General features: G+C 72.2%; 18 protein-coding genes. 15 read left to right on the top strand and 3 right to left on the bottom strand.

The features are described from left to right. The first annotated feature begins 10 nt into the window (after positions 1-10). The 6 genes from IO30_RS0122400 (at position 11) to galE (ending at position 9347) form a co-directional block, all read left to right on the top strand. Positions 11-4078 carry an Rne/Rng family ribonuclease gene (locus tag IO30_RS0122400; RefSeq protein WP_031145452.1) on the top strand — a complete coding sequence of 1356 codons (4068 nt, stop codon included), beginning with the start codon at positions 11-13 and terminating at the stop codon, positions 4076-4078. Between the two features lie 302 nt (positions 4079-4380). After that, positions 4381-4701 carry a 50S ribosomal protein L21 gene (gene rplU / locus IO30_RS0122395; RefSeq protein ID WP_030384677.1) on the top strand — a complete coding sequence of 107 codons (321 nt, stop codon included), beginning with the start codon at positions 4381-4383 and terminating at the stop codon, positions 4699-4701. Positions 4702-4714: 13 nt separating this feature from the next. Then, positions 4715-4969, top strand: coding sequence for a 50S ribosomal protein L27 (gene rpmA / locus IO30_RS0122390; protein ID WP_008738950.1), 255 nt, complete (start codon positions 4715-4717; stop codon positions 4967-4969). Between the two features lie 177 nt (positions 4970-5146). Then, positions 5147-6592: a GTPase ObgE gene (obgE, locus tag IO30_RS0122385; protein ID WP_031145446.1), complete on the top strand. Its 1446-nt coding sequence runs from the start codon at positions 5147-5149 to the stop codon at positions 6590-6592. Between the two features lie 51 nt (positions 6593-6643). Continuing rightward, positions 6644-8257 carry a glycosyltransferase family 2 protein gene (locus IO30_RS0122380; RefSeq protein ID WP_051859429.1) on the top strand — a complete coding sequence of 538 codons (1614 nt, stop codon included), beginning with the start codon at positions 6644-6646 and terminating at the stop codon, positions 8255-8257. A 76-nt stretch (positions 8258-8333) separates the two neighbouring features. Beyond that, entirely contained in the window at positions 8334-9347 is a 1014-nt protein-coding gene (gene galE / locus IO30_RS0122375) for a UDP-glucose 4-epimerase GalE (protein WP_031145442.1), read from the top strand. An 87-nt stretch (positions 9348-9434) separates the two neighbouring features. Here the strand turns inward: galE and IO30_RS0122370 are convergent, their stop codons facing one another. Both IO30_RS0122370 and IO30_RS0122365 read right to left on the bottom strand, forming a co-directional pair. Continuing rightward, a complete protein-coding gene (locus tag IO30_RS0122370) occupies positions 9435-10607 on the bottom strand; it encodes a glycosyltransferase (RefSeq protein WP_031145440.1) in 1173 nt (390 codons plus the stop codon). Next, positions 10604-13489: a bifunctional glycosyltransferase/CDP-glycerol:glycerophosphate glycerophosphotransferase gene (locus IO30_RS0122365; protein ID WP_031145438.1), complete on the bottom strand. Its 2886-nt coding sequence runs from the start codon at positions 13487-13489 to the stop codon at positions 10604-10606. Before IO30_RS0122365 ends, IO30_RS0122370 begins: the two co-directional genes overlap by 4 nt. A 188-nt stretch (positions 13490-13677) precedes the next feature. Between IO30_RS0122365 and IO30_RS0122360 the strand changes: the two genes are divergently transcribed. The 7 genes from IO30_RS0122360 (at position 13678) to IO30_RS0122330 (ending at position 20477) form a co-directional block, all read left to right on the top strand. Beyond that, on the top strand, positions 13678-14664 hold the full coding sequence (locus tag IO30_RS0122360; RefSeq protein WP_031145436.1) for a glycosyltransferase family 2 protein: 987 nt from the start codon (positions 13678-13680) through the stop codon (positions 14662-14664). Then, positions 14664-15095, top strand: coding sequence for a GtrA family protein (locus IO30_RS0122355; RefSeq protein ID WP_031145435.1), 432 nt, complete (start codon positions 14664-14666; stop codon positions 15093-15095). The genes IO30_RS0122360 and IO30_RS0122355 overlap by 1 nt, the downstream gene beginning before the upstream one ends. A 76-nt stretch (positions 15096-15171) precedes the next feature. Beyond that, positions 15172-16299 (top strand): glutamate 5-kinase, encoded by a 1128-nt coding sequence (gene proB, locus IO30_RS0122350; protein WP_031145434.1) that lies wholly within the window; start codon positions 15172-15174, stop codon positions 16297-16299. Between the two features lie 84 nt (positions 16300-16383). Beyond that, positions 16384-16857 (top strand): hypothetical protein, encoded by a 474-nt coding sequence (locus tag IO30_RS0122345; protein WP_234321754.1) that lies wholly within the window; start codon positions 16384-16386, stop codon positions 16855-16857. Between the two features lie 448 nt (positions 16858-17305). Then, complete coding sequence (locus IO30_RS0122340) at positions 17306-18589, top strand: glutamate-5-semialdehyde dehydrogenase (RefSeq protein ID WP_031145429.1); 1284 nt, start codon at positions 17306-17308, stop codon at positions 18587-18589. A gap of 77 nt (positions 18590-18666) precedes the next feature. Continuing rightward, entirely contained in the window at positions 18667-19239 is a 573-nt protein-coding gene (locus tag IO30_RS0122335) for an SCO2584 family spore wall biosynthesis protein (RefSeq protein ID WP_037894852.1), read from the top strand. Positions 19240-19307: 68 nt separating this feature from the next. Further along, complete coding sequence (locus tag IO30_RS0122330) at positions 19308-20477, top strand: SCO2583 family membrane protein (protein WP_031145426.1); 1170 nt, start codon at positions 19308-19310, stop codon at positions 20475-20477. Here IO30_RS0122330 and IO30_RS0122325 read toward each other — a convergent pair. After that, entirely contained in the window at positions 20461-21549 is a 1089-nt protein-coding gene (locus IO30_RS0122325) for a M48 family metallopeptidase (RefSeq protein ID WP_031145424.1), read from the bottom strand. The genes IO30_RS0122330 and IO30_RS0122325 overlap by 17 nt on opposite strands. A 140-nt stretch (positions 21550-21689) precedes the next feature. On the opposite strand from IO30_RS0122325, the gene IO30_RS46060 reads away from it, so the two are divergent. Continuing rightward, the gene (locus IO30_RS46060; protein WP_037894851.1) at positions 21690-21857 is read left to right on the top strand and encodes a hypothetical protein; all 168 of its coding nucleotides are present in this window, start codon (positions 21690-21692) and stop codon (positions 21855-21857) included. Between the two features lie 65 nt (positions 21858-21922). Beyond that, complete coding sequence (nadD, locus tag IO30_RS0122315; protein WP_031145422.1) at positions 21923-22540, top strand: nicotinate-nucleotide adenylyltransferase; 618 nt, start codon at positions 21923-21925, stop codon at positions 22538-22540. Positions 22541-22560 lie beyond the last annotated feature (20 nt).

Genomic DNA, 22560 nt, shown 5'->3' with positions numbered 1-22560 from the left:
ACCGCCCGCAATGCTCAACAACGAAAACGACACCACCACCCCCGCCGGTAACGCCGACAACGGCAGCCCGAGCGACAACCTGCCGCCGCGCCGGCGCCGCCGCGCCGCGTCCCGGCCCGCCGGTCCCCCCGGCGCCACCGCCGCCGAGACCGCCGCGGTGACCGAGGCCGCTCCGGCCGACACCCAGGCGACCGAGGCGGAGGCCGCCCCGGCCGCCGCCCCCGCCCGTACCCGCCGCCGCGCCACCCGCGCCGTCGCCGCCCCGGCTGCTCCGGCCGCCGAAGCCGTCGAGGCCGTGGCGACCGAGGCTCCGGCCGCTGCTCCCGCCGCCGTGGAGGAAGAGGCCCCGGCCGCTCCGGCCCCGCGTGCCCGTCGTCGTGCGACCCGCGCCGTGACCGCCTCCGAGGCCCCGGCCGCCGAAGCCGCACCGGCTCCCGCCGCCGTGGAGGAAGAGGCCCCGGCCGCTCCGGCCCCGCGTGCCCGTCGTCGTGCGACCCGCGCCGTGACCGCCCCCGAGGCTCCGGCCGCCGAGGCCGCGCCGGCTCCCGCCGTGGCCGAGGCCGCGCCCGTCGTGGAGGAGGAGGCCCCGGCCGCTCCTGCCCCGCGTGCCCGCCGCCGTGCCACCCGCGCCGTGACCGCTCCGGCTGCTCCGGCTGCCGAAGCCGTCGAGGCCGTGGTGACCGAGGCTCCGGCCGCTGCCCCGGCTGCTGCTCCGGCCGCCGTCGTGGCCGAGGAGAGCGCTGCTCCGGCCCCGCGTGCCCGTCGCCGTGCGACCCGCGCCGTGACCGCCCCCGAGGCTCCGGCCGCCGAGGCCGCACCGGCTCCCGCCGCCGTGGAGGAGGCCCCCCGGGCCGCCACCCGCTCCGTGACCGTCGCCGACGCCGTGGACTCCCCGAAGCGCGGCGGCCGCCGCCGCGCCACCCGTGCCGGTTCCCCGGCCTCTGCCGCGCAGCCCGCCGCCGAGGCCGAGGCGCCCGCCGCCCCGGGCCGCGCCCGCCGCGCCGCGCGTCCCGCCGTGGCCGTGTTCCAGGCCCCGGTCTTCGCCGAGCCGATGTTCCAGACCCCCGAGACCGCCGCCATGGCCGCCATGGCCGCCCGCGCCGCCACTCCGGCCGAGGAGCCGGAGGAGGAGGAGACGGAGATCGAGGCCGAGGTCGAGGTCGTCCAGACCCCCGCCCCGCAGCCGGCCGGCCGTCGCCGCCGCCGTGGCCGTGGCGCCGCCGAGCCCGCGCCGGCCGCCGAGACCGGTCCGGTCTCCCTGCCCGAGGTGCTCGCCGAGGAGGAGCCGGAGGCCGAGGCCGCCGAGCTCGAGGACGAGTCCGCCGAATTCGAAGAGGGCGACGAGTCGGGCGAGCGCCCGTCCCGCCGCCGCCGTCGCGGTGGCCGTCGTCGCCGCCGTGGCGAGTCCGCCGACCTCGACGAGTCCGCCGAGGACGAGGCCGAGGCCCCGGCCGGCGAGCAGGAGGCCGACGAGGCCGAGGACGAGGACGACGAGGACTCCGGTGCCCTCGGCTCCAGCTCCAGCCGTCGCCGCCGTCGTCGCCGCCGTCGCAGCGGTGACTCCGCTGCCGACGCCGCCGAGACCGGCGAGGAGGACGGCGTACGGACCGTCGTCAAGGTCCGCGAGCCGCGTCCGGCCCGCGAGCGCGCCGAGTCCACCTCCTCCGACGAGGTGCAGTCCATCAAGGGCTCGACCCGTCTGGAGGCGAAGAAGCAGCGCCGCCGCGAGGGCCGCGAGCAGGGCCGCCGCCGCGTCCCGATCATCACCGAGGCCGAGTTCCTGGCCCGCCGCGAGGCCGTCGAGCGCGTCATGGTCGTCCGCCAGGCCGGCGAGCGCACCCAGATCGGCGTCCTCGAGGACAACGTGCTCGTCGAGCACTACGTCAACAAGGAAGAAGCCACCTCGTACGTCGGCAACGTCTACCTGGGCAAGGTCCAGAACGTGCTGCCGTCCATGGAGGCCGCCTTCATCGACATCGGCAAGGGCCGCAACGCGGTCCTGTACGCCGGTGAGGTCAACTTCGAGGCGCTCGGCATGGCCAACGGGCCGCGCCGCATCGAGTCCGCCCTCAAGTCCGGCCAGTCGGTCCTCGTGCAGGTCACCAAGGACCCGATCGGCCACAAGGGCGCCCGCCTGACCAGCCAGGTCTCGCTGCCCGGCCGCTACCTGGTCTACGTGCCCGAGGGCTCGATGACAGGCATCAGCCGCAAGCTGCCCGACACCGAGCGCGCTCGTCTGAAGACCATCCTCAAGAAGATCGTCCCCGAGGACGCGGGCGTCATCGTGCGCACCGCCGCCGAGGGTGCGAGCGAGGACGAGCTGCGCCGCGACGTCGAGCGCCTGCAGGCCCAGTGGGAGGACATCCAGAAGAAGTCGAAGCAGATCTCGACCTCTTCGCCGAGCCTGCTGTACGGCGAGCCGGACATGACCGTCCGCGTCGTGCGCGACATCTTCAACGAGGACTTCTCGAAGGTCATCGTCAGCGGTGACAGCGCCTGGGAGACCATCCACGGCTACGTGAACCACGTGGCCCCGGACCTGGCCGACCGGCTGTCGCGCTGGACCTCCGAGGTCGACGTCTTCGCGACGTACCGGATCGACGAGCAGCTCGCCAAGGCGCTCGACCGCAAGGTGTGGCTGCCCTCGGGCGGCTCGCTTGTGATCGACAAGACCGAAGCGATGATCGTCATCGACGTCAACACCGGCAAGTTCACCGGTCAGGGCGGCAACCTCGAAGAGACCGTCACCAGGAACAACCTGGAGGCGGCCGAGGAGATCGTGCGCCAGCTGCGGCTGCGCGACCTCGGCGGCATCGTCGTGATCGACTTCATCGACATGGTCCTGGAGTCCAACCGCGACCTGGTCCTGCGGCGGATGCTGGAGTGCCTGGGCCGTGACCGGACCAAGCACCAGGTCGCCGAGGTGACCTCGCTGGGCCTGGTCCAGATGACCCGCAAGCGGGTGGGCCAGGGTCTGCTGGAGTCCTTCTCCGAGACCTGTGTCCACTGCAACGGCCGCGGTGTCATCGTGCACATGGAGACCCCGACCGTGGTCGGCGGCGGCGGCAACGGCAAGCGTTCCAAGCGCCGTGGCGGCAAGTCGGACTCCGACCAGCACGAGCACGACGTCGAGACCGTGGACGTGGAGTTCGAGGCCGAGACCGAGACCGAGGCCGAGGTGGCCGCCGAGGCCGCATCGCCGCGGGCCCTGCCCGAGCCGGAGTTCGTCGCGGACGAGGAGCTCTACAGCAGCCCGGCCGAGGCCGAGGCCGCGGCGGGTCTGAGCGGCCGCCGCAACCGCCGTCGCGCCACCCGCAAGGCGACCGCCCCGGCGGGTGCCCCGCGCGGTGCGGCCCAGGCCCCGGCGCAGGCTCCGGCCCCCGTGGTCGAGGCCGAGCCGGTGACCGAGCCCGCCGACACGGTCCTTGAGCCCGAGGCCGAGGTCGTCACCGAGCCCGTGGCGGCCGCGGAGACGGTCGAGGCGGCACCGGTCGACGAGGCCGCGCCGAAGGGCCGTACCCGTCGCCGGGCGACCCGCAAGGCCACCGCCCCGGCGGGTGCCCCGGCCCCCGCGGCCGAGGTTGCCCCGGAGCCGGTCGTCGTGCCGGAGCCGGAGCCGGTCGTGGAGCCCGAGCCGGCGGTCGCCGAGCCCGAGGCGCCCGCCCCGGCGGCCGTCGTCGAGGAGGCCCCCGTGGCGGAGGCCGCACCGGCCCGTCCGCGTCGGCGTGCCACCCGTAAGGCCACCGCCCCGGCCGGATCCCCGGCGGGTGCGGCAGAGGCCGCCGTGGTGGTCGTAGAGACCGCTCCGGCGGAGCCGCAGGCCTCCGTCGAGGAGGCCGCACCGGCCGAGGAGCCCGCCCCGGCGAAGAAGGCCGCCCGCAAGGCTCCGGCCAAGAAGGCGGCCACGGCGAAGAAGGCCACCACCGCCAAGAAGGCGACGGCGGCCAAGAAGGCCACCACCAGCACGGCCAAGAAGACGGCCACCACCAAGAAGACCGCGGCGAAGCGGACGACGAAGAAGACCGCGGCGGCGGAGCAGCAGACCCCGCCCTCGGTCTCGGCGCCGACCGAAGCCTGATCCGCGGCCTGAAGCGGCACAGCACCGCCGTGGGCCCCGCCGGAAGGCGGGGCCCACGGCCGTACGGGACCCGGTTTGACCCCCTGGAACCGGCCCCGTAACCTAGACCGTCGGCATGTGTGGGCAAATATGTTCAGCGCATGCCGCGCTCCTGAGCACCTTCCTCCCGCGTCCGTGCGCGCAAGCGCCGTGCAGGAGAGGCCGCTCGTCCAATCCGGATCAGTGCGGTCCTGTCGCAAGACGGGGTCCCGACTGAGCGGCTGGCTTCAGGAGCATCCGCCCCGAGTGAGAGAGAGATCCGCGTGTACGCCATCGTGCGCAGCGGTGGTCGCCAGCACAAGGTTGCTGTCGGCGACATCGTTGAGGTTGACAAGATTTCCACTGCCAAGGTTGGCGACACGGTCGAGCTCTCGACCCTGCTCGTCGTCGACGGCGAAGCCGTGACCAGCGACCCGTGGGTCCTGGCCGGCATCAAGGTCACGGCCGAGATTGTGGATCACCACAAGGGCGCCAAGATCGACATCCTGCGGTACAAGAACAAGACCGGCTACCGCCGTCGCCAGGGTCACCGTCAGCAGTACACGGCGATCAAGGTCACCGGTATCCCCGCGGCTGCGAAGTAAGAGGGACTGAGACATGGCACACAAGAAGGGCGCATCGTCCACTCGGAACGGGCGCGACTCCAATGCCCAGCGGCTCGGCGTGAAGCGCTTCGGCGGTCAGGTCGTTTCCGCTGGTGAGATCCTCGTCCGCCAGCGCGGCACCCACTTCCACCCGGGCGCGGGCGTCGGCCGTGGCGGCGACGACACGCTGTTCGCGCTGCAGGCCGGTGCCGTGCAGTTCGGCACGCACCGTGGCCGCAAGGTCGTCAACATCGTTCCGGCCGCCTGATCCAGCTTCTGCTGATCGAGCGTTCGTAACTTCCCGAGGGCGGATCTCAGCTCTTTCCGGCGCGAGCCGGGAAGAGAGGTCCGCCCTCGGCGCGTTGTCACATAGACACGTTTAATGGGCAGCAAGGCCTGCCACCGGATTTTCCGGACTATTCCCGCTGTATCTGGAGGAACACCCATGACCACCTTCGTGGACCGCGTCGAGCTGCACGTCGCCGCGGGTAACGGGGGCCACGGCTGCGCCTCCGTTCACCGGGAGAAGTTCAAGCCGCTCGGCGGCCCCGACGGCGGCAACGGCGGCCGTGGCGGTGACGTCATCCTCGTGGTGGAGCAGTCGATCACCACCCTGCTGGACTACCACCACAGCCCGCACCGCAAGGCCACCAACGGCAAGCCCGGCGAGGGCGGCAACCGCTCCGGCAAGGACGGCCAGGACATGATCCTGCCCGTGCCGGACGGCACCGTCGTCCTCGACAAGGAGGGCAACGTCCTCGCCGACCTCGTCGGCCAGGGCACCACCTACGTCGCCGCCGAGGGCGGCCGCGGCGGCCTCGGCAACGCCGCGCTCTCCTCCGCGCGCCGCAAGGCCCCCGGCTTCGCGCTCCTCGGTGTCCCCGGCACCGGTGGCGACGTCATCCTGGAGCTCAAGACCGTCGCCGACGTGGCCCTGGTCGGCTTCCCGAGCGCCGGCAAGTCCTCGCTGATCTCGGTGCTCTCCTCCGCCAAGCCGAAGATCGCGGACTACCCCTTCACCACCCTGGTCCCGAACCTGGGCGTCGTCACGGCCGGTTCGACCGTCTACACGATCGCCGACGTCCCGGGCCTCATCCCGGGCGCCAGCCAGGGCCGCGGCCTCGGCCTGGAGTTCCTGCGCCACGTCGAGCGCTGCTCGGTGCTGGTGCACGTCCTGGACACCGCCACGCTGGAGTCCGACCGCGACCCGATCGCCGACCTCGACGTCATCGAGGAAGAGCTCCGGCTCTACGGCGGCGGCCTGGAGAAGCGCCCGCGCCTCGTCGTCCTCAACAAGGTCGACATCCCGGACGGCCAGGAGCTCGCCGACATGGTCCGCCCTGACCTGGAGGCCCGCGGCTACAAGGTGTTCGAGGTCTCCGCGGTCGCCCGTACGGGTCTCAAGGAGCTCTCCTACTTCCTCGCCGAGGTCATCGCCAAGGCCCGCGCCCGCCAGCCCAAGCAGGAGGCGACCCGCATCGTCATCCGCCCGAAGGCCGTGGACGACTCCGGCTTCACCGTCACCTACGACGAGGCCGAAGAGCTCTACAGGGTGCGCGGCGAGAAGCCGGAGCGCTGGGTCCGCCAGACCGACTTCAACATCGACGAGGCCGTGGGCTACCTCGCCGACCGCCTGAACCGCCTCGGCGTGGAGGACGCGCTCAGGAAGGCCGGTGCCCGTGCGGGTGACGGCGTGGCCATCGGCTCCGACGAGAACGCGGTCGTCTTCGACTGGGAGCCGACCGTGATGGCCGGCGCCGAGATGCTGGGCCGCCGTGGCGAGGACCACCGCCTGGACGAGCCGCGCCCGGCCACCCAGCGCCGCAAGGAGAAGGAAGCCAAGCGCGGGGACTCCGCTCAGAAGGAGTACGACGAGTTCCGTCCCTTCTAGTACCGGACGACCTTGAAGTCGCCTTTACGCGGGTCGCTTAGGATCCTCCGGGTGAGCAGCAAATCCTCCACCGTGTCCGTCGTGGTGATCGCGTACAACGACGCCGGGCTCGTGGGCGGGGCCGTTTCCTCGGCCCTCGCCCAGGGCCCGGTGGTCGCCGAGGTCATCGCCGTGAACGACGCCTCGTCGGACGGCACCGCACGCGTGCTGGACGAGCTGGCCGCCGCGCACCCCCGTCTGAAGGTCGTGCACCGCACGGAGAACAGCGGGGGGTGCGGCACCCCGCGCAACGACGGGATCGCGGCCGCGACCGCCCCGTACGTCCTCTTCCTGGACAGCGACGACGTGCTCCCGCCGGGGGCCGCCGAGGCCCTGGTGCGGGCCGCCGGGGAGCACGGCGCGGCCGTCACCGTCGGCGCGTGCGTACGCCGCGAGCTGCCGCAGGGCCACGACGTGCCCTGGGTGCCCGGGCTGTACACCCCAGGCGACGTGATCGAGCGGCCCGCGGACCGGCCGGAGCTGGTCCGTGACACCCTCTGCGTCAACAAGCTGTACGAGCGCGCCTTCCTGGACGCGCATTCCATCCGCTTCCCCGACGGCCGGTTCGTCTACGAGGACTTCGCCTTCACCGCGCGCGTGCTGGCCGCCGCCCCGCGCGTCGCCGTCATCGGCGACCTCGTCTACGTGTGGCACGTGCGCCGCAGCGCCGCCCAGGTGTCGATCTCCCTGAACCGCAAGGACGTCGGGAACTGGGCCTCGCGGATCGAGGCCCACCGCACGGCCTCGCGCACCCTCGCCGCCGCCTCCCCGGAGCTCGGCCACGCCTGTCAGGTCAAGTTCCTGGACTACGACCTGCGCATGTACCTGCGCGAGATCGGCACGGACCCCGGCTACCAGGCCGCGTGGTGGACCCTCACCCGGGAGTACCTCGCCACCTTCGCCGAGGCCGACATCGAGGCCGCGCCCGCCCACGTCCGCTGGATCGTGCGGCTGCTGCGTGCCACCGAGGCCCCGCCCGCCGACCTCACCCGCCTCACCCGCCTCGCCGCCGAGCCGCCGCGGCTGCTGCCGCCGTACGCCGCCGACTCCGCCGGGGTGCCGGTGTGGAGCGAGGCCCTGCCCGTCGAACTGGACGGCCTGACCGGGCTGGAGACGGCCCGGCTCCCGATCACCGCCGACGCCGAACCGGCCGGCTCCGGCCTGGTGCGGATCCGCCTGCACGACCTCTACGGGCGCCTCGCGAAGGCCGGGCCGCGCACCGTCCAGCTGCGGTTCCTGCCCCGGGCGGGCGGCGAACCCGTGCTGGCCCAGCCGGTGGAGCTGCGCCCCGCCGCCGATGCCGACTGGAGCGCCGAACTGCCGTTCCGCCTCGCCGACCTGGCCGTGACCGGGCGGCGTCAGGGGCTGCGCCGGATGCAGGCCTGGGACGTCCGGGTGGAGGTCGCCTGCGCCGACGGGAGCAGCGTGGTCACCTCGCTGAGCCCCCGCGGCGGGCTGCTCCGCCGACGCGCCCTGCCGAGCAGCCGGTACGGTGTCCTGCTGTCGCAGCCCTACCGCACGGCGACCGGCTCGCTGGCCCTGCGCCTGGCGCCCGGCGCCGAGGGCGCGCTGTACCTCGTACGAAACCGCCTCCACCGGGCCCGGGCAGGCCGCAGGGCGGGCTGAGCACTCCATACGGAAGAACGCAGAAGAACTCGGACAGGCCCCCGGATTCCCTCCGGGGGGACCCAGGGAGATTCACATGACCTTTCTGATCACCGGTGGCGCCGGATACATCGGTGCGCACGTCGTCCGCGCGATGCAGCTCGCGGGGGAGAAGGTCGTCGTCCTCGACGACCTGTCCACGGGCAACGCCGACCGCATTCCGGAGGGCGTACCGCTGGTGGTCGGGTCCGTCCTGGACCGGCTGGTCCTGGACGAGGTCATCCTCCGCCACAAGATCACCGGTGTGGTGCACCTCGCGGGCAAGAAGCAGGTCGGCGAGTCCGTCGAGCGGCCGCTGTACTACTACCAGGAGAACGTGCAGGGCCTGACGGTCCTGCTCCAGGCCGTGGCCGCCGCGGGCGTGCGCAACGTGCTGTTCTCCTCCTCGGCCTCCGTCTACGGCATGCCGGACGTGGACCTGGTCACCGAGGACACCCCGTGCGCGCCGCTGAGCCCGTACGGTGAGACCAAGCTGGCCGGCGAGTGGCTGATCCGGTCTGCGGGCAAGGCGCACGGGATCGCCACGGCCTGCCTGCGGTACTTCAACGTGGCGGGCGCCGCGACCCCCGAACTCGCCGACACCGGGGTCTTCAACCTGGTGCCGATGGTCTTCGAGCGGTACGACGCGGGCCAGGGCGCCAAGATCTTCGGCGACGACTACCCGACCCCGGACGGCACCTGCATCCGCGACTACATCCACGTCGAGGACCTCGCAGAGGCCCACGTGGCGGCGGCGCGCAAGCTGGCGGAATGGGCGGCGGCCGGGGAGTACAAGGACCTCACCGTCAACATCGGCCGCGGCGAGGGGGTTTCCGTCCGCGAGATGGTCGACCTGCTCAACACGAACACCGGTCACTCCTACGCCCCCGTGATCACCCCGCGGCGTCCCGGCGACCCGGCGAAGGTCGTGGCCTCGGCGGACAGGATCGCGAGCGAGCTGGGCTGGAAGGCCCGCCACGACGTCCGCGAGATGGTCACCTCCGCATGGGCCGGCTGGGAGGCCAACCGCCGCACGGCCGACGTCGCCGCCCACGACGAGCTCCACCGCTAGGGGCCGCCTGCCGTCCCACGCAGACGAAGCCGCCCGCCCCGGACAGTTCCGGGGCGGGCGGCTTCGTCTGCGTGGGACGGGCGGTGCTCAGCGCTCCAGGAAGGCGAAGAGGGCTTCCCAGCGGTCGGTGATCTCGGTGCTGGAGAACCGCTTCACCGACTCGAAGGCCGCGTCCCCGAGCCGGTCGCGCAGCTCGGCGTCGGCCATCAGCACCCGCAGGTGGCCGGCCAGCTCCATCGTGTTGCCCAGGCGGGCCAGCAGTCCGTCCTCGCCGTGCCGGACGATCTCCCGTACGCCGGGCGCGCAGTCGAAGGCGGCTGCGGGCACGCCCGCGGCCATCGCCTCCAGCAGCGTGATGGGGAAGCCCTCGGCCCGGGAGGCCTGAGCGAAGACCGAGGCCCCGCGCAGGGCGCCCAGGACGTCGTCGGTGCTGCCCATCCACTCCACGGAGTCGTCCAGGCCCAGCGAGGTGCAGTGCGCCCGCAGAGCCGTTTCCTCCACCCCGGCTCCGTAGATCCGCAGGACCCAGTCCGGGTGCTGCGGGGCCGCGTCCGCCCACGCGTCGAGCAGCAGGTCCACGCCCTTCTCGAAGGCGAGGCGGCCCACGCTGGCCACGACCTTCGCGGTCCGCGGAGCAGGGGTCGGCGGCATGAAGGGCAGCGGGTTCGGCATGCTCCCGACGTTTTCCATGCCCGCCCGGATCCACAGGTCCGCGTCCTCGGCGGTCAGCACCAGCAGCCGGTCCACCTCCGGATAGAACCGGCGGACCCGCTCGCCGCGGGTGGACTTCTGGCTGGCCTCGAAGGACTCGTGGCTCATGCCGATGACGGTGAGCCCCTTGGTGTCGGCGAGCGCGACCCACTCCATCGCCCAGACCTGGGTGACGATCACGACACTGCCGGGGCGGGCCGCGCGGAAGAGCTCGCTCAGCTGTTCCGCCTTGGCCCGCATCTTCGCCCGGCGGGCCGCCTGCCGGCGCCGCTCCGGCGCGTTCAGCCGGCCCTTGATCCCGCGCAGGCGGCGCGCACCCGGGGGATGCGCGTCGTACAGCGTGGTCAGGGCGTACGGGAGGTCCGCCGGCAGCTTCTGGCGGATCTCCTCGGCCACCGGGGCGATGCCGACGATGTGCACCCGGTGCCCGCGGTCGGTGAACAGCCGGGCCATCTGGTGCGACCAGGTGGTCACGCCGCCGAGCTCGTCGACGCTGTTGCAGACGAGGAAGACGTCACGGCCGCCGGGGGCGGCGGTCTGCTGGCTCACTTGCCGCTCCTGGTGAAGAACTTCTCGACGATCTGACGGGCCGCGTCCCCGCGGTCGTACTCGCCGAACTCGGTGAGGAACCGCTGGCGCGCCTCGGCGTACTTGGCGTCCGCCTCCTCGAAGGCGGCCAGGGCCTGCAGGAGTTCGTCCGCGGTGGCCACGACCGGGCCGGGGGCCTTCTCCTTCAGGTCGAAGTACGTGCCGCGGATGTCGTTGGCGTACTTCTCGTAGTCGTACGCGAAGAACACCATCGGCCGGTCCAGGACCGCGTAGTCGAACATCACCGAGGAGTAGTCCGTGACGAGCCCGTCGGCGAGGGCCAGCAGCGGGGTGATGTCGTGGTGCCGGGACACGTCGATGACACGGCCGGCCACCGACGGCGGCAGCGAGATGCTGTTGAGGTAGTGGGTCCGCACCAGCAGCGTGAAGCGGTCACCGAGCCGGTCGGCGAACTCCTCCACGTCGAAGGGGAACTCGAAGCCCTCCACCGCGCCGTCCGCACCCGCCCGGAAGGTCGGCGCGTACAGCAGCACCTTCTTGTCCGGGTCGATGCCGAGCTCCGCCGCCAGGGGCCCGCGGACCCGCTCGCCGCTCTGCGCCTCGGCCCGCTGCGCCTCGACCAGGGCGTCGTTGCGCGGGTAGCCCGTGCGCAGCAGGACCTCGTCGCGGAGCCGGAAGCCCTTGGCGAGGGTGCGGGTGTCGTGCTCGGAGCGGATCAGGAAGTGGTCGAAGCGGTCGACGGCCGCCTGGAAGCGGTTCTGGCCCGCGCGGCCCTGCGCCTTGGTGCGGGGTTCGTGGAAGCCCATCCGCTTGAGCGCGGAGCCGTGCCAGGTCTGGATGTACGTGGTCCCCGGGCGCTTGGCGAGGGCCAGCGGGAAGCCCTGGTTGTCGACCCAGTACTCGGCCTGGGCCAGTGCCCGCAGGTAGGGCCAGCTCCAGCGCCGCACCAGGGTGGCGTCCTTGGGGAAGCCCGTGGGCTTGCCCGCGTACGACCAGATCGCCTCGAAGGGCACGCCCTGGCGCACCATCTCCTCGTAGATCGCCTTCGGGCTGTCGCTGTACTGCTTGCCCATGTGGCTCTCGAAGACGACCGTGCCCTTCTTGATGGGCAGCTTCGAGAAGACCTCGTGGTAGAGCTTCACCTTCTGCTCGCCGGAGCCCATGCTCCGGCGGACCCGCAGGGCCTTGCGCAGGCCGCGCTTGACCACGTTCGCCGTCTTGCCGTGTATGGCGTTGTTGATCAGGTTCTGGGTGCGGACGGCGGCGGCGCCCTCGGCGGTCAGGACGTAGGAGAGGTTGCCCTTCTTGGTGACCTCCGGCTCGAAGCGGTCGGAGACCAGCCGGGTCAGCCTCGGCCGTACGCGCAGACGGGCCGCCGACTCCAGGTCGACGCCGCCGACGGAGACGCGCGTGGTGATCTTCTCGTTCCCGGCGGTCAGCTTCAGCCGGACGTCCCAGACGGCGTCGATGATGCCGAGGGGGCGGACGGTGCTGCCGACGTCGGCCGTGCCGGTCCACTCGATCGTGTCACCGGCGTGGCGCACGGTTGACACCGGGAAGCTGAAGGAGCGCACGCCGATCTGGCGGCGGGCCCGGAATTCGAGCGAGGCCTTCAGCTCCGCGTCGGCCCCGATCCGGCCCAGCGGGTTCACCACGGCGCCGGAGAGCGTGACGGTGCCTCGCCCGTCGTCCTCGTAGGAGGTCAGGCGGTTGCCCAGCTGCAGGGAGGTGAGCGGGGCGGTGTGGAAGCCCTGCTCGGTGACGTCCAGTATCCGGCGGGCCTCGGTGCGGGCGGCTTCGTCCGCGTCGTCGATGTGCCGGCCGCACCAGTAGATCCGGCCGTCGCGCTCGGCGAGCGGGGAGGAGAGCCGGCCCTTGTTGGTCATGGCGTCGGCGGCGGGGAGCAGGTTGTCCCAGTCCTCCTTGCCGAGCAGGTAGGCGCAGATCGCCTGGAGGTGGGTGACGTTCCCGTAGGCCGCCGGGTCGATGCCCGCGAGGTAGCCGTTGGCGAGGCGGGCGAACTCCTGGCGGTACGCGTCACCGAGAAGCGGCAGGTCACGCAGGTGCAGCACCAGGTCGTGCTTGAGGAACTTGGCGTCCTTCGCGGACTTGATGTCCGTGTGGCCCTTGGCGGCCAGCAGCTCGTCGACGCGCCGGTGGATCTCCATCCGGTGGACGAAGTTCGCGATCTCGTGGCGCCGGTTGCTGATGGACTTCGCCGCGGCCTTCTCGGCCACCCTCCAGAAGTAGACGTGGTTCGGGATCAGCGTGATGCGGCGGGCGGCCACGTAGGCCTGCGCCGAGAACAGCAGGTCCTCGTAGTGGATGCCGACCGGGAACTCCAGGCCCTGCTCCAGCAAGAACGCGCGCCGGTAGCACTTGTTCGTGGAGAGGGTGTCGTAGACCAGCAGGTCGGGGAACTCGGTGATCGACTCCAGGGTGCGCGTGCGGGAGTAGATCCACGGGTACCACTCGGTGGTCTTGTCCCACCGGTTGCCGAGGTGCACGCGGACGCACATGCCCGAGACCAGGTCGGACCCGGTCCGCTCGGCTGCGGCCAGCATGTTCCGGCAGGCGTTGCGCTCGAGCACGTCGTCGCTGTCCAGGAACATCACGTACGTGCCGGTGGCCTGCTGGATGCCGTGGTTGCGCGGCGCACCGCAGCCGCCACTGTTCTCCGGCAGCTGGAACGCGCGCACTCTCCCGGGGTGCGCGGCTTCCAGTTCCTGGGCGACCGCGTACGAGCGGTCCTTGCTGCAGTCGTCGACGATCACGACCTCGACCCCGTGCAGGGTCTGGTCCAAAACCGACTGGACTGCTGTCGACAGACGCTCTGCGTCGTTGTAGACGATGACGACCACGGAGACGTCGGGCACGTGCACCTCGATCCCTTCGTTTCGTTGCGTTTCGTTCAGCTCGTTCCGCTTATCTCGTCCAAGCTACCGTGTGCCGCCCGCGGCTCAGGCAGGCCGACCGACGCCCGATCTTCTTCTTGCATACTTCTAAGGAAGAGGTGAGGGACGGGTCCGGTGGCTGACAATCACCCGATCGGACCCAGCAGGAAGTGTTCATGACGAAGCTGTCTGTAGTTGTCCCTTGCTACAACGAAGAGGCCGTCGTCGACAGCTTCGACGTGGCGATCCGCAAGGTCCTGGATGCCCTCCCCGTCGACTACGAGGTCTGTTACGTCGACGACGGAAGCTGTGATTCAACGCTCGGAAAGCTTCGCAAGATCGCTGCCGAGCACGGCGGGCGCACCCGGTACGTCTCGTTCAGCCGGAACTTCGGCAAGGAGGCCGGGATGCTCGCCGGCCTTCGCGAATCCACCGGCGACGCCGTGGTGATCATGGACGCGGACCTCCAGCACCCCCCGGAGCTCATCGCCACCATGCTCGACTACTACGAGCAGGGCCACGACCAGATCATCGCCCGCCGCACGCGCGAGGGGGACAAGAAGGTCCGCTCCGTCCTCAGCCGCCTCTACTACCGGGGGGTCAACCGCTGGGTCGACGTGGAACTCACCGACGGGGTCGGCGACTTCCGCATGCTCTCGCGGCCCGCCGTGGACGCCCTGCTCTCGCTGCCCGAGTACAACCGGTTCTCCAAGGGCCTGTTCTCCTGGATCGGCTTCGACACCGTCCACTTCGACTACCGCAACGCGCAGCGCGAGGCCGGCGAGACGAAGTGGAAGTTCGGGGCGCTGCTGAACTACGCCATGGACGGCCTGATCTCCTTCAACAACCGGCCGCTGCGCCTCGGGATCTGGCTCGGCACGTCGCTGGTCGCCCTGACCGGCCTGTACGCCCTGTGGATCACGGTCATGGCCATGACCTACGGGGTCGACTCACCCGGCTACGTCACCCTCGTCGCGATGATCGTCGGCATCGGCGGGGTCCAGATGGTCATGCTGGGCCTCATCGGCGAGTACATCGGCCGCATCTACTACGAGAGCAAGCGCCGCCCGCACTTCCTCGTGAAGGAGGCCCACGGAGCCGACCCGCTCCCGCGGGACCTCCCGGACCGCGCCCGGGAACGCAGCTCGGACCGGACCGCCTGATGAGCCGCAGGGAGCAGCTCGGCCAGGTCCTCCGCTTCGCCCTGGTGGGCGGGGTGAACACCGCCACGTTCTTCGGCATCTACCTGCTCCTGCACCCGTGGATGCCGTACTTCGCCGCGTACACCCTGGCCTTCGTGCTGTCGATGACCGGGTCGTTCTTCATGAACACCTACTTCACCTACCGGACCCGGCCGACCTGGAAGAAGTTCCTCCTCTTCCCCCTGACGAACGTCACGAACTACGTGATCCAGTCGGTGGGCCTGTACGCCCTGGTGACCTGGGCCGGGATGGACACCCGGATCGCCCCGCTGGTGGCGGCGGTCGTGGCCATCCCGTTCACCTTCCTGCTCTCGCGCAAGATCCTCGTCCCGGGCGCGGCCCGGGCCGAGGAGGCCCGGCAGGCGGAGACCGGGTCCTCGTCCAGGGTCTGAAACCCCCGAGCAGCCCCTCGCGCCCACCCCGTAGATTGAGACGGCAGGCATTTCGGCAAGGGGCAAGGGGACAGACGTGTCAGCGGCTAGGCAAGGTGTCGTGAACGCCCGCAGGATCGTGGTCAAGGTCGGCTCCTCCTCCCTGACCACAGCGGCCGGCGGGCTCGACGCCGACCGGGTGGACGCGCTGGTCGACGTCCTCGCCAAGGCCCGCAGCGGCGGGGAGAAGGAGATCGTCCTCGTCTCCAGCGGAGCCATCGCCGCCGGACTCTCCCCGCTCGGCCTGCGCCGCCGCCCCAAGGACCTGGCCCGCCAGCAGGCGGCCGCCAGCGTCGGCCAGGGACTGCTCGTCGCCCGCTACACGGCCTCCTTCGCCCGCTACGGCGTCCGCGTCGGCCAGGTCCTGCTCACCACCGACGACACCAGCCGGCGCGCCCACTACCGCAACGCCTACCGGACCCTGGACCAGCTGCTGGCCATGGGCGCCCTGCCCGTCGTCAACGAGAACGACACGGTCGCCACCGACGAGATCCGCTTCGGCGACAACGACCGGCTCGCAGCCCTGGTCGCCCACCTCGTCCGCGCGGACCTGCTCGTACTCCTCTCGGACGTCGACGGCCTCTACGACGGGGACCCCGCGCAGCCCGGCACCACCCGCATCGACGAGGTCCGCGGCCCCGAGGACATCGACCACGTCTCCATCGGCAGCGCGGGCAAGGCGGGCGTGGGCACCGGCGGCATGGTCACCAAGGTCGAGGCGGCGCGGATCGCGGCGGCGGCCGGCATCCCCGTGGTCCTCACCTCGGCGAGCCAGGCCGCGGACGCCCTCGCCGGGCGGGCCACCGGCACCCACTTCCACTCCACGGGCCGCCGCTCCGCCGACCGGCTGCTCTGGCTCCAGCACGCCTCCACCCCGCAGGGCCACCTCGTCCTGGACGACGGCGCCGTGCGCGCGGTCACCGAGCGGGGCAGCTCACTGCTCCCGGCGGGCATCGCCGCGGTCGGCGGGGAGTTCACCGCGGGGGACCCGGTGGAGCTGCGCGACACCTCCGGCCGGGCGGTCGCCCGGGGGCTGGTCAACTTCGACGCCAAGGAGCTCCCGCAGCTCCTCGGCCGGTCCACTCGCGAGCTCGCGCGGGAACTCGGACCCGCGTACGAGCGGGAGGTCGTCCACCGTGACGATCTGGTCCTGCTGCAGGGCTGAGGTTCGGCAAAACCGCCGCGCGGTCGGCCGGGGACTGGTCAACTGTGAGGGGCGGACACGCGTGTCGGAGACAGGAGGCGGCTGGTGAGACGAGCGCTGACCAGTGTCGGTCCGGGGGACGGCAGCGGGAACGGCCACGGACACGGGCACGGCAACGGCGGCAACGGCAACGGCCGGCAGAACGGGCACGGCCCCGGGGACGGCGGCGGCCAGGAGGCCGCCCGCCTGTGGCACGTCACCCTGAGCGTGTCGGGCAAACCGGCGCCGCTGTCCGAGGTCCGGCGCGGACTCGAACAACTGGCCCACGACCACCCCTTCCTGCTGACCAGCCGGTACGCCGACGACCACGCGGAGATCCGGTACTGGGAAGAGGCCCGCGACCTCCACGACGCGGCGGCCGTCGCCCTGCGCCTGTGGGGCGAGCACCGCTCCTCGGCGCAGCTCCCGCCGTGGGAGATCGTCGGCCTGGAGGTCATCGACCGCGCCACCTACCACCAGCGCGTGGCCGAGGGCTACGGCCCACCCCCGGCCCACCCGGTGGGCGTACACCCGTACTAGCCGCGGCCCGGGCCTTCCGGGCCTGAGGCTGCGGCCCGTGGCCCCGCGGGCCGGGGCGCGGGACGGGAATCCTGCCCGCGGAGCCGCCGCGTCTCCTGCCGGCGTCCGGCCCCGTTGGCTCGGCAGGGCCGGTGCCGCCTCTCGGGCGGGGAGCCGCCGCGCCTGGCGCCGCCCGGCCCTGGCGGCCGGTGTTCCTGCCCCGGCCGGGCCGCCGCGTCCACGGCCAGCCGACCTCAGCAGCCGGATACCGGGCGTCCGTCCCCGTTGGGGTCGGCCCGGCCGGTGCCGCCCCTGGCGGAGCATCGCCGCGTCTGCTGCCGTCCGGCCCCGGCCGGGCCGCCGTGTCCGTCACTTCGGGGGCGCGCGGCCGCTGAGTCGCCCCGGCGGGGGCGTCTCGCGGGGTGAAACCGCCCACGGGCACGGCCGGGCCGGGGACTACCCTGGCCGCATGACCTCGCTCGCCGACGCCACCGCCGCCTCGCCCGTCCTCGCCACCGCGCGAGCCGCCCGTACCGCCGCCGCGGACATCGCCCCGCTCCCGCGGTCCGCCAAGGACGCGGCCCTGCTGGCGATCGCCGACGCGCTGGAGGCCCGTACGGCCGAGATCATCGCGGCCAACGCCGTCGACACCGACAAGGCCCGCGCCGCCGGCACCAGCGAGACGGTCATCGACCGCCTCACCCTCACCCCCGAGCGGATCGCGGCCATCGCCTCCGACGTGCGCGACGTCGCCGCCCTCCCCGACCCCGTCGGCGAGGTCGTCCGCGGCAGCACCCTCCCCAACGGCATCGACCTCCGGCAGGTCCGCGTCCCGCTCGGCGTCGTCGGCATCATCTACGAGGCCCGGCCCAACGTCACCGTCGACGCCGCCGCCCTCTGCCTGAAGTCCGGCAACGCCGTCCTCCTGCGCGGCAGCTCCTCCGCCTACGCCTCCAACACCGCCCTCGTCGCCATCCTGCGCGACGCCGTCGAGAGCACCGGCCTGCCCGCCGACGCGATCCAGCTCGTCCCCGGCGAGTCCCGCGACTCCGTCCGCGAGCTGATGCGCGCCCGCGGCCTCGTCGACGTGCTCATCCCGCGCGGCGGGGCCTCGCTCATCAGGACCGTGGTCGAGGAGTCCACCGTCCCGGTCATCGAGACGGGCACCGGCAACTGCCACGTCTACGTCGACGCCCAGGCCGACCTGGACATGGCCGTGGACATCCTCATCAACTCCAAGGCCCAGCGGCCCTCCGTCTGCAACGCCGCCGAGACCCTCCTCGTCCACCGCGACATCGCCGCCGCCTTCCTGCCCCGCGCCCTCGACGCCCTCGCCGACGCCGGGGTCACCGTCCACGGCGACGCCGCCGTCCTCTCCGCGGCCGAGGGCTCCAAGGTCACCGCGCTGCCCGCCACCGACGAGGACTGGGCCGCCGAGTACCTCTCGTACGACATCGCCGCGGGAGTCGTGGACTCCCTGGAGGACGCCGTCAGCCACATCCGCCGCTGGACCTCCGGCCACACCGAGGCGATCGTCACCACCTCGCAGGCCGCCGCGCGCCGCTTCACCCAGCTGGTCGACTCGACCACCGTCGCCGTCAATGCGTCCACCCGGTTCACGGACGGTGGCCAGTTCGGCTTCGGCGCCGAGATCGGCATCTCCACCCAGAAGCTGCACGCCCGGGGCCCCATGGGCCTTCCCGAGCTCACCTCCACCAAGTACATCGTCACCGGCGACGGTCACATCCGGTAACCGCCGCCCGCACACCGTGTGGCCGGAATCCGGCGTACACCCTGCCCAAAGGCGCCCCCCGGGTCTACGCTGGTCCTGTGCCGGACGACGTGGGGGGCAAGCCGTTCCCGGACGACGGGGACCCCGAGAACGATCGCGACGACCGCGGAGGCGCGGATCACGACTTCGCCTCCGTGGTGTTCGACGAGGCCTTCGTCCGGAACGCCCAGATCCATGAACTGAGCGCCGCCGAGCGCCAGCGTGCCGCGGACCGCGCGCACGCCGAGGCCGAGGCCGCCCGTGCCGCCTTCGCCGGCGGCTGGCCGGGCGACGAGGACCACGAGGGCCACGGTTACGGCCACACCGACGGGTACGGCCCCGACGGCCACGGCTGGGAGTACGAGCGCGGCTACGGCCAGGGCTACCCCGACGGCCCGTACGGGGCCTACGGAGGCCGCCTGCGCCCCTACCGCGGCCGCTCGCCCTGGCTGCGCCCCGTCGCCTGGGTGCTCGCCTTCGTGATGGGCCTCGGCATGGTCGCCCTCGCCTTCAGCGCCGTCTACCGCAGCGCCTCCAGCGAAGCGGACCCCGCGCCGGCCCCCGCCAGTACCCCATTGGGGGAAGTGACCGGGGTCGGAGCGTTTACGTACCCCGTCGGCCGCCAACCCTGAAGGTACGACCCCACTCGCTTACGCCGGAGCTGGGGGCTTCTCTGAAGCGGGGACAGCGGGGAGAAGCGATGGCCGTTCCAGGAGATCCGCCCAACGGCACCCCCGAGGACCTCGGCGGGGGCGACGACGAGTTCCGTGCCGACGAGTACCGGTCGGTCGTGTTCGACGAGGACTTCGTCCGGGCTGCCCGGCTCCAGGAGTTCTCCGCCGAAGAACGCCTCGGCGAACACGCCCCGGCCGTACGCAGCCGCTCCATCTGGTCGAGCGGCAGCCCGGGCCACCGCACCGGGACCCCCGGCCGCGGCGCCCGCCAGGGCATGCTCCTCGTGCTGCTCATCGCCACGGCCTTCGCCGCGGCCGTCTACATGGGCCTGCGCAACCCCTACGTCCCCAAGGCCGACGGCCACGCCGAACCGCTCGTCAGCACCGTCGTCCCGCTCGCGCCCACCACCACCGTCCCCGGCGGCCGTCCGGCCGAGCTGTACGCGGACAGCCCCGCCGCCGAGTACCGCGTCGGGGCGGCCGGGATCAACCTGCCCGCGGTACGCCGCACCCAGCACTTCACCGAAGGTCAGGTCGTCACCGCGCTGTCCATCGCCAAGGACTACCTCGTGCAGTCCTCGCTGGACCCCGAGGTCCTGGCCGGCACCGCCTCCCGGCCGGTGCGCGTCATGCTCGACCCCGACCAGCTGACGCAGTTCGACCGCAGCATCGCCACGCCCTCCGGTGACGGCAGGCACGCCGCCACGGGCTGGCTGGTCCGCTTCGACCCGCGCACCGCCGTCGTCTCCGACGCCGGGGTGCGGGTGAACGGGACCCTCGCCTACGAGGAGGTGACCCCGGATGTCCTGGAGGTGGTCACCGATCACACCTTCGTGTACGCCGTACGCCCGGCCACCGGAGCCCCGGTGGCGGCCGACGGGGCCTCGCTGTTCACCGTCCGGCGCGAGCTGCGGCTGCGCTTCGACCGCGAGGACCTCGGCGTCCGGCGCGCCGAACTGGCCTCGGCCTACGTGATGGCCGGGCCGCAGGACTGCTCCGCCGACCCGGCCGGGGGCTTCCGCCCGCTCCTGGCGGGGGCCGCGCCCACCACGGTGGGCCCGGCCCCCGGCGACCCGTACGCCGGAGGCGACTCCCGGCGCACGGCGGGGCTGTGCGGGGTCATGGCGCAGCCGGGCACCCCGCCGCCCGCCCCGGACCCCGGGCAGGAGGCCCCGGTGGTCACGCCTGTTCCGTAGCCCCGCCCTTGCCCTCGGCGGCCGGACCGGAGCCCGTACCCGTACCGGAAGCGGCACCGGTGAACTTGTCGCGGAGCTTGCCGCCCAGGTCCCCGGCGCCGCCCGCGATGTCGCCCACCAGCTTCATCAGCGGGTCCTTGCTGGTGCGCACCGAGTCGGCGTAGTGCGCCGCCGACTGACGGAAGGAGTCGGACACCGAGGTGTCCTTGTCCTCGTCCCGCCGCGGGTAGTGGCCGTCCATGATCCGCTGGTAGTCGCGGTTCTCCGACCACTTCTTCAGCTCGGCCGCCCGCACCGTGGTGAAGGGGTGCGTCCGCGGCAGCATGTTCATGATCTTCAGGACGGAATCGCGCAGATCGCCGCCCGCCTCGTACTCCTCGGCCTGGGCCAGGAAGGCGTCCACGTTCATCTCGTGGATGTGGTTGCCGCCCGCGAGCTTCATCAGCCCCCGCATCGAGGCCTGGAGGTCCTGCCCCACCAGCAGCCCCGCCCGGTCGGCGGACAGCTCAGACTTGCGGAACCACTCCCGCAGCGCCGTGACGAGCGCCATGATCGCCACATTGCCCAGCGGGATCCACGCCACCTTCAGCGCCAGGTTCGTCAGGAAGAGCAGGATCGTGCGGTACACCGCGTGCCCCGACAGGGCGTGGCCGACCTCGTGGCCCACCACAGCCCGCATCTCCTCCTCGTCGAGGAGCTCGACCAGGCTCGTCGTCACCACGATGATCGGCTCGTCCAGCCCGATGCACATCGCGTTCGGCCGCGGGTCCTGCTGCACGTACATCTGCGGGACCTTCTCCAGGTCCAGGATGTAACAGGCGTCGCGGAGCATCGCGTACAGGTGGGGGAACTGCGTCTCGCCCACGCGCACCGAGTCCGACAGGAACAGCAGCCGCAGGCTGCGCTCCGGAAGCAGCCCGCTCAGGGCCTTGAACACGGTGTCGAAGCCGCTCAGCTTGCGCAGCGCCACCAGCGCCGAGCGGTCCGCCGGATGCTCGTACGCCCGCGAGGAAATACCGGGGAACCTCCTGCGGTCCCGCGCCGGTGCCTTCTCGAATCCCGTCTCCGTCATAGCGCCCTCCCCCTCGATGAACTGCCTGGCCATGCGTCTATCCTCTCCAACGCCTGAGTCGGCGTGAGCGTGCCCCGGGCCCCCGCATACGATGTGAGCGAAGTCTCCGCCCGCTCTCCGACTCGATAGGTACCTGCCTGATGAGCCTCTCCACCACCGCCCACAACCTGGTCGTCCTCGCCTCGGAGGGGGCCGAGCAGCACGGCGGCAACCACGACAGCCTGAACCCGTACCTGACCGGCGGCGCTGCGCTCTTCATCCTCCTCCTCATGCTCTGGGTGACCACGCGCATGAACCGGGACCGCTAGGCCCCGTCGATCCCGCACCGGGTGCGGAGCCGGACCGCTCCACCGGGCCAGTAGGCTCTGCGCTCATGGGAGAGCAGGAAGTGCCTACCGGCCCGGTCAAGCGCCGGCTCGGAGTGATGGGCGGGACGTTCGATCCGATCCACCACGGACACCTGGTGGCCGCCAGTGAGGTGGCCGCCCTGTTCCACCTCGACGAGGTGGTGTTCGTGCCGACCGGCGAGCCGTGGCAGAAGTCGCAGCGCGCCGTGTCCCCGGCCGAGGACCGTTATCTGATGACGGTCATCGCCACGGCCTCGAACCCCCAGTTCTCGGTGAGCCGCATCGACATCGACCGCGGCGGCCCGACGTACACGATCGACACCCTGCGGGACCTGAGCGCGCTGAACGAAGACGCCGACCTGTTCTTCATCACCGGTGCCGACGCCCTCGCACAGATCCTCACCTGGCGCAACGCCGAGGAACTGTTCGCGCTCGCCCACTTCATCGGAGTCACCCGGCCGGGCCACGTGCTCACCGACGACGGACTGCCCGAGGGCGGCGTCTCGCTGGTCGAGGTGCCCGCGCTGGCGATTTCGTCCACGGACTGCCGTGCACGGGTCGGCAAGGGGGATCCTGTCTGGTACCTCGTGCCGGACGGCGTGGTGCGCTACATCGACAAGCGTGAGCTGTACCGGGGCGCCTGAGCTTCGACGAGAGAGGGGCC

Source organism: Streptomyces xanthophaeus (assembly GCF_000725805.1).
Classification (GTDB): Bacteria; Actinomycetota; Actinomycetes; order Streptomycetales; family Streptomycetaceae; genus Streptomyces; species Streptomyces xanthophaeus.
The sequence above is the reverse complement of the archived record's forward strand: the minus strand, read 5'-3'. Positions and strand labels throughout refer to the sequence as shown.